Source organism: Holdemania filiformis DSM 12042, from assembly GCF_000157995.1.
Classification (GTDB): domain Bacteria; phylum Bacillota_I; class Bacilli_A; order Erysipelotrichales; family Erysipelotrichaceae; genus Holdemania; species Holdemania filiformis.
In genome coordinates this window covers 46,177-58,218 of record NZ_GG657554.1, presented here as the reverse complement: position 1 = coordinate 58,218, position 12,042 = coordinate 46,177, and the positions used below count along the sequence as shown (strand labels likewise).

The following is a 12,042-nucleotide window of genomic DNA, read 5'->3' as shown; positions in this document are numbered from 1 at the left end:
GTGGAGTGAGTGGATGATAACGAAACAAATGAAAAAGTGTGAAGGATCAGAATTTCCCTTGCCGCAAAACAGCGCGGAAGACTCTGAATCGTTCACACTTTTATAATATAAGGATGGGGCGTTTTTACTTAGATTTTACGGGCTGTCAGGTTTCCGCTGGCAATCGCTTCCGCGATATTCCACGGTTTATCGCAATCGCCGACGGCGTAGCATTCAATTCCGTCCAGACCTTCAATCAGCGATGAATTTGGAAGCATATCCAGGGCTTCGATCACGGTGTCGCACGGGATTTCCATCTCGACACCGGTTTCTCCATGAATCGTGATGGTCCCCTCATTAACGCGGGTTACCTGCGCATTCGGCCACAGGCGGGTTCCGCGTGCATACAACATCGGGATTGTAAATGTTTTTACCCAGGCGGATTGTCCTTTATCCAGCTTGTCTTTGCTTTCGCTGGAAACTAAGGTCACGTGTTTGCCTTGGGCGATCAGATACTGCGCCGCGTCGACCGCCTGTAGATTTCCGCCGACGATCGTCACTTCACTGCCAATCTTAGCGGAAGCGATGTCTTCGATTGAGATGACGTTGGTCTTTGAACTGGCGCTGAGTCCCAGCGTTGGACGAGCGCCGCCGACGGCCAGGATGACAGCGTCCGGCGCTTCCTTTTTAATCATTTCGGAAGTGACTTCGGTATCTAAAACCACTTTTACGTTTTTCAGCTCCTGCTGCCGGACTAAGTATTTCCGGAAATCCTCAAGATTTTCATGCGGACCTTTCACCGCATTGGCGAAGGACAGGAGTCCGCCCAGCACACCTTTCTTTTCATACAGGGTTACGCTGTGGCCGCGCTCCGCCGCAATCCGCGCTGCTTCCAGTCCGGCCGGACCGCCGCCGATGACCATCACCTTCCGCGCTGTTTCGGCAGGCAGCGGAACATCGCCTTCCGGCATTGATTCACGATAAGCCCGCTGGGTCGCGGCGTTGACGCGGCAATGTTCATAAATCTTGCCATCTTCATCATAGTCAAAGTGACAATGCAGGCAGCGCGTGCAAGGGGCAATTTCATCGAAGCGTTTTTCTTTTAATTTGTTGACGTATTGCGGATCGACGGTCAGCGGCCGGGTCATCAACAGGAAGTCGCACAGGCCATCCTTCAACGCGTCTTCAAACATTTTCGGCGCGTGGGCAGGATCCATATAGGTTACCGTTCCCACAGGAATCGAAACGGCGTCTTTGATTTGTTTCGCAACGTTCAGCATCATGCCGCAGCCGGAATGATTGGCCAGCAGCTTGCCCTGGAAATGCCGGGAGAAGTCAAACTGCGCCCCGTTGGTGGCGGTTCCTTCGATTCCATAACCCGTGAAGTATAAATCGGACGCAAACTGATTGACATGCATTCGGAAGACGCCCAGACGAACATGCAGGGAATCCGCACCATAATTTTCCAAGACCTTGCAGATTTCGCAGTTTTCCTCCACCGTTGTGGATAAGGAAGCCTCGCCCAGCTCAATATCGTTTTCTTCAATTCCGTTGATTAAAATCTGGACCGGGAAATCAGAACCGCAGGCTTCCTTGATCCCGGCGACGATCTCACCGACAAAACGGGCGCGGTTTTCAAACGACTGCGGTCCGTACTCATCTTCACGATGATTTCGCTGGCGGGAAAAGAAGGCCTGACCGATATTGTTGCCGGCCGCGTTGATTTCAACGGCGTCAAAGCCCTGTTCTTTCAAATAGATTGCGCCGTTGATGAAATCACTTTTTAAATTCCTGATTTCCTCTTCATTCAAATACTCGGCATAAGCCGATTCATATTGCGCGGCCGTCGCCGGATCAAAGCCGGAAAACGACTGTCCCATACAGGAAAGCTGATAACCGATATAACCGCCGGCGTCATGCACCGCTTTCGCCAATGCGGCTAAGTGCGCCTCCTCTTTGGATTTTTTCCGCGGACTGGTATAATGATCAAAAACGTTGGCGTAGTCTTCAACCCAGACCATTTCTACGCCGCCCTTGGCAAAATTACTGTAATAAGCGCAAATTTCCTGCTCGCTGCCGGCAGTATCCGAACCCGCCGCGGATTTTACCATGCGATGATGCAGGGTTAATCCACCGAATTTCCAATCGGAAAACAGTGTCGCAAAATCTGTGTTGGTGTCCCGATAATCATAATCCTGCGGATTCAGCGTATACACTGACGATCCGGAAGGACTTGGGCATGGCGGACATTGCGTTGAAGCTTCACTTTCCGGCTTGGTTTCACAACCTGGTAAAACAGACACGACGGCGGCGGAAACGGCCGTCACCGCGGCGCCCTTTAAAAAGGCGCGGCGGGAAATCCCTTTTTTCTCCATTCTCTTCACTTTGTCAAAAAATAGACAATTCCTCCTTGAACCCATTATGGCATAGACCGATCGTTCCAGTTATGCTATCTGTGCATGGGGTTATCAATTTTTTGCATAGCTTGAAGACGCTTGAATCGGACTTGTTTTTTTATTATAGTTAGAAAAAGAGGAAGTGCCATGAATATACAACATCTTAAAATGCTTAAAATCTTAGATCGCTGTCAAAGTATCTCCAAAGCGGCAACCTGTCTGTATCTTTCACAATCCGCGCTGACGCGGCAGCTGCTGATGATTGAAAAGGAGCTTGGATTTTCTTTGTTTTACCGTCTTCATGACGGCGTCAAGGCGACGCCCAGTGGGCGTTACTTCATAGATCAGCTGGAGGATGTGCTTGATCGTTATGACCGCGCCGTTGCCGGTGCGCGCCAGCGATCCGTAACATTGCCCGCTCAATTGCGGATTGGGATTTACAGTTATCTGATTCATGTTGTTCCCCAGGTGTGCATGGCGGCGCAGCGGCAATTTCAGGGCGTTAGCTTTGATTATGTCGTGTGCCGGCTGCCGGAAACCAATCAAGCTCTGACGCAGAATAAGATTGATATTCAACTTTTGGCGGACTGCAGCGAGCCGCTTTCCAGCAATTTAGATTGCATCCCTTTATTTCATTGTCCCAACTGCTGCAAGATTCCTCAGGGACATCCGTTTTATGGAAAAGAAAAGCTGCGGCTTTCAGATTTATCACATAAGCAGGTCCTGACCCTGCCTCCGGACCGGACGCAAAATGCTGCGCGGCTGGATCAGATTCTGCGGTCTCCGGAACTGGATATCGAAGTGATCTATTTTGAAACACCTGAACAAGCAGAAGCGATTTCACTGGCGCGGAAAATACCGATCATGACGCTTGCGCTGCCCAGTGAAAAGGACTGCTTTTCAGTAACGCAGTTAGAGGAACTTTCCGCGATCAAACTGGGAATGATTTTCCGGCAGAACGACAGGGAAGAATTAAAACCGTTATTGGACTATTTCCAGAATTATTTTATGCGACATCCCAATGATTTTCTGCCGATGCGGTTTTTGACAGCAGATTTATAAAAGAAGCGCAGCGGACAGAGCGGCCACAGTCTTCATTCACTTAGAAATCAAGTGAAGCGATTGGCGGACTTTGTTTGTCAAAGTGGATAAAAAACGCTGCAACGAGAAAGGATGCGACCCTTTGCGCTGCAGCTTTTGATCAGCGGATTCCGCGGCGGAATTCGCCGGAGCTAAGATTAAAATCCTTTAAACTCACATTTCTTTGTCAAATTTGACGCGATAGTAAATTGAAATGCCGACGACGCACAGATAGGCGGCGACCAAGGACAGGATGACAAAGAGATCCGCGTTCATCAGCGCGAACGATACCATTAAAGCACCGAAAATAAAGATCATCGCGTCGTAAGCTTTGCCTTTCGCCCGGTTGGCGATCTGCACGTTGCGTTCATCCCGTTGATCAATTTCGATTTGCTTCTGAATCTCAGGCGCGTTTTTCAAGGCGTGCTGGCTGATTCCTGCGCCGGCGCCATGGCCGAAAACGCCGCAGCCAACGCCGATCAGAAGATAAGGCAGTGCCGGCAGATTATCGGTGGAGAAATTAGATGTGCGAAGCAGAAGTAAACCAGCGGCGATCAAAAGTAATCCGGCCGCGGTAAGCAGAAGCGCGTTTCTTTTCTTCATTTTGATTCCTCCTCATAAATGAAAACTTCTTCAATGCTGACGTCAAAATAGCGGGCAATTTTAAAAGCTAACAAAATCGACGGATTATACCTGCCGTTTTCCAGCGAGCCGATCGTCTGCCGGGAAACTTCCAGGGCAGCTGCTAATTCTTCCTGTTTGATGCCGCGCGCTTTACGCAGCGCCTCCAGTCTGTTCTTCATAAACCTCCTCCATTCGTGGAAAGCTTGCTTTCCATTATAGTATAGCACGTCTGACCTCTATGTCAAGTTAACTTTCCATTTGTCTCTGGAGTTGAGAATGGATGGAACAAACAAGATTGAAATGAAGCTGTCAGTCTTTGGGAGATGATTCATTCAATGACTTGCTTTTCTAATCTTTGGCGCTCAGTTTTTAACCAGGGAGAAGGATAGAAGGGAAAAGTACTTATAAAATATTTCAGAGAAAGGATGTGATTTTACGCCGTATTCTTTATAATAAAAGAAAGAAGGATTTGTTTCCCATTCCCCAGGCAGGAAGAAGCAGCGGCTGGATCTGGGAAATCGGCGTTAAAAACAGAAAAGAAAGAAGGATAAGGCATGTTTAGAATTGGACAGTCAAGCGATATTCATCAGCTGGCGGAAGGCCGCCGTTTAGTTTTGGGTGGTGTTGAAATTGAACATACGAAAGGGTTAGTCGGTCATTCCGACGCTGACGCCTTGCTTCACGCAATCGCGGAAGCGGTGATCGGGGCATTGGGCGAGGGGGATCTGGGAAAGCATTTCCCGGATACCGATCCGCAATACAAGGGGATCAGCTCCCTGCTTCTGCTGGAACAGGTAACGAAGCTCATGGAAAGCAAAGGCTATTGCATTGGCAATGTCGACGCGCTGATCATGATTGAACGCCCGAAAATGGCTCCGCATATTCCGCTGATGCGCCAAAACATCGCGCAGGCGCTGCATTGCGCAGAGGATCAGGTCAACGTCAAGGCGACGCGCGGAGAGAAGCTTGGCTTTGTCGGCCGGGAAGAAGGCGTGCTGGCGCAGGCCGTCGTCCTGTTGGAGAAAGCGGAAGCATGAGTAAATTCTGTCGTTTCTGGCTGCAGCTGAGTCTGATATACAACGCAATCATCGCGGTTGAGAGTTTGTTCAGTCAGGCCTGGATGATGCTGGGAATCGCGGCGATCAGTCTTTGGTGTCTGACGCTTTTGATGCAGGGGCGTTTGTTGGGGCTGCGTTTATATTGGACGATGTGCGCGACGATTTTCCTGATCAATGTTTTGAACCACGTCGATCTGTCGTTTAATCTGTTGAACCTGATCGATCCCAGCATCATGACCTTTCTGGTCATGCGCAGCCGCCAGGCTTTCCGATAGACAAAACTCCATTTCGTTTGCGGCAGGAGTTGCGAAAGACCTGACTTTGTTGATCGTTCCCGGCCTCCGTGTAAACTGAATTCCCTCTTTTCCTGAATCCCGGTTGTCTGCGGAAAAGAGGGTTTTTTGTTTTCCTTAATAACGAAATAATTAAGAAGTTAAAAAAAGAAGAGTAGATTTCAACTTTTTCCGCAGGTTGAGCACCTAATTAAGCAGAACCCGGAAAAAGATCTTTTTCTAAAATCGGAGGTGATAATCGCGGCGGCAATCTGATTTTAGATCGGAAGGAGCGGACTCATGAACAAAGAAGAAAAAAAGAAACTGTTGGAAAAAACGATCCTGGACCATCAAACGATGTTGTATCGGATCGCGTTTTCCATCGTGAAAGAGGAACAGGCGGCGCTGGATGTCGTCCAGGAAACGATCGTCAAGGCGTATTCGCAGATTGGCCAGCTCCGGCAGCCGGAATATATCCGGACGTGGTTAGTGCGGATCTGTATCAATGAGGCCAACGGCACATGCCGGAAACAGATCACACAGCGTCAGCGCCAGGCATCGCTGCAGGAATATCAGGGCTATACCCAGGATGCGTCGCCGGTGGAGTACAGCGATCTGTTTCAAGCGGTCATGGCTTTGGAGCCGAAGCTGCGGACGGTGATCATCCTGCGCTTCTTTGAAGAAATGAAATTCGACGAGATTGCGGCGGCGACGCAAACCAATGTCAATACGATCAAATCCCAGGTCTATAAGGGACTGGAATTACTGAAAGCACAATTGAAACAGGAGGTGTAGAAAATGCAGGAACCTTGGAAAAAGGCAAAAGAAGAATATCAGAACCAACCGCTGCCCCCGCAGCTGGACATGCGTGTGAAACAGGCGATAGCTCAGGGGCAAAGTCCGGCGCGGAAAGTCCGTTGGGGGTTGAAGGGCTTGATCAGTTTTGCGGCCGCGGCAGCTTGTTTTACCCTGATGATGCACGTGTCGCCGGTATTTGCACAGAATGTGGCGAATTTGCCGGTGATCGGCGAATTTCTGCGGATCGTGACGGGTGTGCAGATCGATAAGGAAGACGCAAACGAAGTGATTCACATCACGCTGCCGAAAGTTGAAAACAGCGGCAACGCGGAATTCGAGAAACAGATTAATCAGCGGATTGAGGAGGAACTGGATCATTTGTCCGCTGAAGCCCGCGAACAAGCCGAAGCGTTGAAAAAAGAGGCTGCCGGACAGGAGGAGCCGTATTCCCCGGTGGACTTCTATGCGGATTATCACATTCATTACAATCAGGGAACGCTGCTGAGCTTCTCAATCGACACGACAACCACGATGGCCAGCGGATATGATCAGCGCTATTTCTTTAATCTGGACTTGGAAACCGGACAGGAGCTGACGCTGACGGAAGTGATAGGACAGGATAAATTGGAAGCGGCGGATCAACAAATCCGAGCTCAAATTGAACAGCGTCTGGCTGAAGATCCATCTTCGTTCTTTGATTTCAGTGAAGAAGGCGGTTATTCAGGCTTGAAGGCTGATCAGAAGTTTTATATCAATGAAAACCGTCAGGTCGTCGTTGTTTTCGATGAATATGAAATCGCGCCGGGATCCAGCGGGACGCCGGAATTCATTCTGAATCTGCCATTACTCAAGTAAGCGGTTGGATATCAGGATAGAAGTCAGGCATCGCGGTAATGGCAAAGATTAACGCTGGGAAAATGGAATGTCAAACCCTGAAGGAAGGGGTAAGAAGAGAACTGGAATATAAATAGTGTAAGCAGACCGGATCAGAACGAACGGTCTGTTTTACTTTTGCGTGGAAAAGTTTTATCATAAAAACATTCAGAGCCGGCGGTAAAAGCAGGTGTTTGGAAATAAGCGGAAGCGGACATCGTGAGGAAATGGAAGCGGGGAAGGTTATGGTTGAAAAAGGTCGAGTTCGGGGGCGGTTTGCGCCCAGTCCCAGCGGACGGATGCATCTGGGCAATGTGACGGCGGCGTTGTTAAGCTGGCTGTCTGCGCGTTCTCAACAGGGATCCTGGGTGCTGCGGATTGAAGATTTGGATCCGCAGCGCAGCCGGCGCGCATATGCCGAACAGATCCTGGATGATTTGCGCTGGCTGGGATTGGATTGGGATGAAACGCCGCTCTGGCAAAGTGAGCGCACGGCAATCTACGAAGAAAAGCTCAGCGAGCTGCGGGAGAAGCAATTGATTTATCCCTGTTACTGCAGCCGGGCGGATCTGCACAGCGCCAGCGCTCCGCACGGAACAGATGGGGAACTGCTCTATAGCGGTCGCTGCCGAAATTTAAGCGAAGAGGAAAAATATGCGCTTGAGAAAACCCGCCGGCCGGCAATGCGGATCCGGGTGGACGATCGGGTCATCGCGTTGAAGGACGGACTTCAGGGACAGGGAATGTCGCGGCTGGATCAGACCTGCGGTGATTTTATTGTGCGGCGTTCCGACGGCGTGTTCGCCTATCAGCTGGCGGTGGTCATTGACGATGGATTAACGGGAATCACCGAGGTTGTCCGGGGAATGGATCTGTTATCGTCCACACCCCGCCAGATTTATCTTTATCATTGTCTTGGCTTGCCTGTCCCTGAGTTTTACCACATTCCGCTGTTAATCAACGAACATGGGCAGCGGTTATCCAAACGGGATCAGGCGCTGGATCTGGGCGAGCTGCGTCAACGTTGGAGCGCGCCGGAGCTGATCGGAAAGCTAGCCTGGATGACGGGCCTGCGCGATGATTTTGAACCGGTCACGGCGCGGGAGTTGATCGGCGAGTTTGCCTGGTCGAAGGTCCGGCGTGAGCCGATTGTCGTAACCGCGGACTTTTCAGAAATTGAATCTAAGGGATAAAAAAGCGGCGCTGCCGGTCTGTGTACCGAAACAGCGTCGCTTTTTTGCGTCAAAATTCTGATGCAGGTTCGTCGAAGACCTGATGAAGCAAGGTCAGCGAAGTTTGGGCGCAGCGCATGAAATCAGCGTTATCCGATTCCAGACTGAACGTCAGATCGTAGTTTGCCTGCTGGATCAGGCGGCGGATTTTCCGCAATGCGGGAAGATCTGAAGCGTCGGGATAACCACGGTACAGATGATCGCCGCATTGACTGTAATGCAGGTGCCGCAGCCAGGGAACAAACGGACGCAGGTCATCGATGGTCTGACCCATCGCCGCGCTGTGATAAAAGTCCAGAACCAGACCGATGTTATCCCGGTTCGCTTCCTGAATCCACGCCAAAGCTTCGACCGGATCATGACCCAAGTCGCAGCACTGGTCATGCAGCGCTTCCAATAAGACCTGTTGATGGTAAGGCCGGGCGATATCCGCAGTGATCTGTAAAAATCGAATCAGTTGACGGGCGGCCTCATCGCGGGAAAACGTTGCGGGCAGCTTCCGGGCGGCCGGAGCCCCGATTCCCAGATTGACGATCCCCGCCTGCGCGCCCCGCTGAACAAGCCGACGCGCGTAATCGGCAGTGGCCTGATCGTCGCAGGAGGGGCCGACGATTGCCGGCTGGCCTGCGCTGTAAGCGTTAAAACCGAGAACCGGCAAGCCGAGCTCATTTTTTTCCTGCAGGAATGCCTGCCACTGCGTCTCTGACTGAGCCGCCACCTCAAAACCCGGCAATTCGATATAATCGTAACCCATTTCGTAAACCTGACGGTAGTTCCCGATCGTCGTACAACAACCTAATTTCATAAAAGACCTCCTTTTCTGGTCCTTATTATAAAATTCCGATTCAGTTTCCCCCGGACGTTCAATCCAAATATTGTCAAACGCTTGCCCCGACATTGAAATTGCATTCCCTCTTGGGGTGTCATACGATAAAAAGGGTGATTGTAATGATTAAAACAGGAATAATCGCAGATGATATTACCGGTGCGCAGGATATCGGCGTGATGTTGGCAAAACAAGGCCTGACGACACGGATCACGCAGAAGACCGACGGCCATTTTCCCGCGGATACAGAGGTTCTGATTCAAGATACCGATTCGCGGTTCGATTCGTCTTTAACGGCTTACCGCAAGGTCAGGCAGGCTGCGTCCCGAATGAAAGCGGAAGGCTGCGGACGCTTCTATAAGAAGACCTGCTCAGTTTTTCGCGGCAACATCGGCGCGGAGTTCGACGCGCTGCTCGATGAAACCGGCGAAGATTTTGGCATTGTCAGCGCCGCTTTTATCAAAAATGGACGGCAGACGATCCAGGGAATTCATTATGTCCACGGTCAGAAAATCGCGGCCAGTCCCTTCCGCAGCGATCCGGTGAATCCCATCCATGAATCGGAACTGGCCCGGATCATTCAGGAACAATCCCAACGGAAAACGAAGATCGCGACACTGGCGGAAATCCGCCGCGGTCCCGAAGCGCTGAAAGCATTTGTCGAGCGGTCGAAACAAGAATGCAGCTATCTGATTTTCGATGGGGAAACGCAGGATGACTTAAAAATCATCGCCGCCGCTGTCCATCAGGAGAAAATCTTCCTGGGCGGCAGCGGACTGGCTGAGGAACTGGCCATTTATTGGGCGGAACATGCGCCTCAGCCGCGAACGTTCCCGACGTTAGGAACAAGAACGATGATTTTAGCCGGCAGTCTGACGCCGCAGACGCACAAGCAGATCCAGCTGTTTGAACAAACGCCGCAGAGCTGTTCAGTGGTGCTTGATCCGCTCGCGCTGTTTGATAAGCAGACCGCCTTGCGTCAGGCAGAACAGGCGAAAGCTCGAATGAAAGTTGCGTTGGACAAAGACTTGATCCCGCTCGTTTATTTTCAAAATGACGCCGCCGTGGTGCGTCAGACCAAAGACCGGGGCCGGCAATGTGGCTGGACGGAAACGCAGACCGCGCAGGAACTCTCGTCAAGACTGGCCAGTCTGGTTCACGATGTGATTCGCGACAGCTCAGTTTCCCGGGTTCTGTCCGCGGGCGGAGATACTTCCGCACGCTTTATCGAACACATGAAGATGGAGATGATGGAGATTGTCGACGAGCTGGAACCCGGACTGTGCTCCACCTTTGCTTACAGCGATTGCGGCCCCTTGCTTTTTATCCTGAAATCGGGCAGCTTTGGTTCTGATTCTTTCTTTATCAGTGCGGCGGATTACCTGCGCCATCGTTAAGCTAGACCTTGCGGGAAGGGCTTTAAGGCAATTGCGCTTTGATCTGCGAATAACGCCGCGAGCGAAAGACCGCTGGTTCCTTATCAGAAAAACGAGGGCGAATCTGTTTCTTGTTTCGTTGTCAGACCAATTCCGGGGCACAGTCTGACCCCAAATCCGGGATCAACCGCCCGGCAGCAAAATTCTCCCGCCGCTATAATGGAATCATCCAAGGCGGGGGTCGGAAAGGAGGGAAAGCCTTGATATTGGATAAACGGAGTACCCAGATCGTAATGTTGATTCGACAAAACCCGATGATCAAAAGCAGCGACATTGAAAAAATGCTGGGCCTTTCCCGCAAACAATTAAACTACTCGATGCGGAAGATCAACGCCTGGCTGCAATGGGAACATCTGCCGGTCATCCAGCGGACAAAGCAAGGCGGCTTCATTCTGAATGAACAAGCTTCAATGAAGCTGTTTATGCAGAAGGCTGAACCGGAAAGCGGCTATGTCTATTCGCATGAGGAGCGCCTGCAGATCAGTATCCTCATTCTGCTGGGAATGCCGGACGTGACGCTGAATCACTTCGTTTCGATTCTGGAAATCTCCAAGAACACCGCTTTGAGTACCTTGAAACAACTTCAGATCCTGATACGTCGGTTTAATCTGGAGCTGCGCTATTCCCGGGAATTCGGATATCTGCTGACCGGCCGCGAATTTAACCGCCGTCAGCTGCTCAGCGAAGCGCTCAACAGCGTCATCAATCAGCTGGAAAGTCCGCGCCTCAACCGCATTCTCCAAATCCGTCCGGAACAGATTCAAACGCTGGACCGGCAGCTGAATCTGATTGAGAAGCAGCTGAAAATCCGGTTTACCGATCAGGTGATGAAGTTTCTGCCGTATTTTTTAACGATTGTCTTCCGCCGCATCCAGCAGGGACAGATCATTGAAGACTTTGAAGTCAGCGCGCACTCCTTCCGTCATACGCGGGAATACGAGGTGGCGCGGGATCTGTTGTCCAATGTGAATACCTGCCCGGATGAGGAATACTTGTATCTGACCTTGTTGTTATTAACTTCAAACTTCCGATTTATGTCCGACAATCATGATGCGAAGGATATGGATATTTATCTGTCTGTTTATGAAATGATCGAAGCTTTTGAAACAGTCAGCTGCATTCGCTTTAATCACAAGGAACAGCTGGTCGATTACATCTTTCAGCATTGGAAGGCGGCTTATTACCGGATCCTCTACGACTTTCACATTGAAAATGAAATGCTTGAAGCCATCAAAAACCGCTACACCTATCTGTTTGATCTGACCCGGCGGTCGATCTATCCGCTGGAAAAGACGCTCAACAAACCGATTCCCGAGGAAGAGATCGGGTTCATCACGATTCTTTACGGCGGCTGGCTGCGGCGGGAAAAGCAGATGGATCAGGCGGCGGCGAATCCCCGCGCGATCTTCGTCTGTGAAAACGGCGTGGCGATTTCCAGCTACATGTATCTGGAACTGAAGGACCTGCT

The 12,042-nt window shown here is 50.8% G+C and carries 12 protein-coding genes; 8 read left to right on the top strand and 4 right to left on the bottom strand.

Annotation, left to right across the window (positions count from 1 at the left end; all coding sequences use genetic code 11):
* Positions 1-128 precede the first annotated feature (128 nt).
* Complete coding sequence (locus tag HOLDEFILI_RS05225; protein ID WP_039864071.1) at positions 129-2,354, bottom strand: oxidoreductase; 2,226 nt, start codon at positions 2,352-2,354, stop codon at positions 129-131.
* 168 nt (positions 2,355-2,522) lie between these two features.
* Here HOLDEFILI_RS05225 and HOLDEFILI_RS05220 point away from each other — a divergent pair, with 168 nt between their 5' ends.
* Positions 2,523-3,437, top strand: coding sequence for a LysR family transcriptional regulator (locus tag HOLDEFILI_RS05220; protein WP_006058454.1), 915 nt, complete (start codon positions 2,523-2,525; stop codon positions 3,435-3,437).
* Positions 3,438-3,629: 192 nt separating this feature from the next.
* On the opposite strand, the gene HOLDEFILI_RS05215 is transcribed toward HOLDEFILI_RS05220, so the two are convergent.
* Both HOLDEFILI_RS05215 and HOLDEFILI_RS05210 read right to left on the bottom strand, forming a co-directional pair.
* Positions 3,630-4,058, bottom strand: a complete 429-nt coding sequence (locus tag HOLDEFILI_RS05215; RefSeq protein ID WP_006058452.1) for a hypothetical protein — start codon at positions 4,056-4,058, stop codon at positions 3,630-3,632.
* Positions 4,055-4,258 carry a helix-turn-helix transcriptional regulator gene (locus tag HOLDEFILI_RS05210; RefSeq protein WP_039864070.1) on the bottom strand — a complete coding sequence of 68 codons (204 nt, stop codon included), beginning with the start codon at positions 4,256-4,258 and terminating at the stop codon, positions 4,055-4,057. The genes HOLDEFILI_RS05215 and HOLDEFILI_RS05210 overlap by 4 nt, the downstream gene beginning before the upstream one ends.
* A 375-nt stretch (positions 4,259-4,633) precedes the next feature.
* On the opposite strand from HOLDEFILI_RS05210, the gene ispF reads away from it, so the two are divergent.
* The 5 genes from ispF to gluQRS all read left to right on the top strand — a co-directional run bounded on the left by ispF (position 4,634) and on the right by gluQRS (position 8,273).
* Entirely contained in the window at positions 4,634-5,116 is a 483-nt protein-coding gene (gene ispF / locus HOLDEFILI_RS05205; protein ID WP_006058449.1) for a 2-C-methyl-D-erythritol 2,4-cyclodiphosphate synthase, read from the top strand.
* The gene (locus tag HOLDEFILI_RS05200; RefSeq protein ID WP_006058448.1) at positions 5,113-5,412 is read left to right on the top strand and encodes a hypothetical protein; all 300 of its coding nucleotides are present in this window, start codon (positions 5,113-5,115) and stop codon (positions 5,410-5,412) included. The genes ispF and HOLDEFILI_RS05200 overlap by 4 nt, the downstream gene beginning before the upstream one ends.
* A 297-nt stretch (positions 5,413-5,709) precedes the next feature.
* Positions 5,710-6,204, top strand: coding sequence for an RNA polymerase sigma factor (locus HOLDEFILI_RS05195; protein WP_006058447.1), 495 nt, complete (start codon positions 5,710-5,712; stop codon positions 6,202-6,204).
* A gap of 3 nt (positions 6,205-6,207) precedes the next feature.
* Positions 6,208-7,062, top strand: a complete 855-nt coding sequence (locus HOLDEFILI_RS05190; RefSeq protein WP_006058446.1) for an anti-sigma-V factor rsiV — start codon at positions 6,208-6,210, stop codon at positions 7,060-7,062.
* A 212-nt stretch (positions 7,063-7,274) separates the two neighbouring features.
* Positions 7,275-8,273 (top strand): tRNA glutamyl-Q(34) synthetase GluQRS, encoded by a 999-nt coding sequence (gluQRS, locus tag HOLDEFILI_RS05185; protein ID WP_208854949.1) that lies wholly within the window; start codon positions 7,275-7,277, stop codon positions 8,271-8,273.
* A gap of 49 nt (positions 8,274-8,322) precedes the next feature.
* On the opposite strand, the gene HOLDEFILI_RS05180 is transcribed toward gluQRS, so the two are convergent.
* A complete protein-coding gene (locus tag HOLDEFILI_RS05180) occupies positions 8,323-9,117 on the bottom strand; it encodes a sugar phosphate isomerase/epimerase family protein (RefSeq protein WP_039864067.1) in 795 nt (264 codons plus the stop codon).
* Positions 9,118-9,260: 143 nt separating this feature from the next.
* On the opposite strand from HOLDEFILI_RS05180, the gene HOLDEFILI_RS05175 reads away from it, so the two are divergent.
* Together HOLDEFILI_RS05175 and HOLDEFILI_RS19590 are read left to right on the top strand one after the other, a co-directional pair.
* Positions 9,261-10,535, top strand: coding sequence for a four-carbon acid sugar kinase family protein (locus HOLDEFILI_RS05175; RefSeq protein WP_006058443.1), 1,275 nt, complete (start codon positions 9,261-9,263; stop codon positions 10,533-10,535).
* 272 nt (positions 10,536-10,807) lie between these two features.
* Positions 10,808-12,042, top strand: a 1,235-nt coding sequence (locus tag HOLDEFILI_RS19590; RefSeq protein WP_167317120.1) for a BglG family transcription antiterminator, incomplete at its 3' end; no start/stop codon positions are given.

Bases quoted from the DNA above. Each gene is read 5' to 3' on its own strand.
- HOLDEFILI_RS05220 (WP_006058454.1), top strand. From the start codon at position 2,523: ATGAATATACAACATCTTAAAATGCTTAAAATCTTAGATCGCTGTCAA.
- HOLDEFILI_RS05200 (WP_006058448.1), top strand. From the start codon at position 5,113: ATGAGTAAATTCTGTCGTTTCTGGCTGCAGCTGAGTCTGATATACAAC.
- HOLDEFILI_RS05225 (WP_039864071.1), bottom strand. From the start codon at position 2,354: ATGGAGAAAAAAGGGATTTCCCGCCGCGCCTTTTTAAAGGGCGCCGCG.
- HOLDEFILI_RS05210 (WP_039864070.1), bottom strand. From the start codon at position 4,258: ATGAAGAACAGACTGGAGGCGCTGCGTAAAGCGCGCGGCATCAAACAG.
- HOLDEFILI_RS05190 (WP_006058446.1), top strand. From the start codon at position 6,208: ATGCAGGAACCTTGGAAAAAGGCAAAAGAAGAATATCAGAACCAACCG.
- HOLDEFILI_RS05175 (WP_006058443.1), top strand. From the start codon at position 9,261: ATGATTAAAACAGGAATAATCGCAGATGATATTACCGGTGCGCAGGAT.
- HOLDEFILI_RS05180 (WP_039864067.1), bottom strand. From the start codon at position 9,117: ATGAAATTAGGTTGTTGTACGACGATCGGGAACTACCGTCAGGTTTAC.
- HOLDEFILI_RS05215 (WP_006058452.1), bottom strand. From the start codon at position 4,058: ATGAAGAAAAGAAACGCGCTTCTGCTTACCGCGGCCGGATTACTTTTG.
- ispF (WP_006058449.1), top strand. From the start codon at position 4,634: ATGTTTAGAATTGGACAGTCAAGCGATATTCATCAGCTGGCGGAAGGC.
- HOLDEFILI_RS05195 (WP_006058447.1), top strand. From the start codon at position 5,710: ATGAACAAAGAAGAAAAAAAGAAACTGTTGGAAAAAACGATCCTGGAC.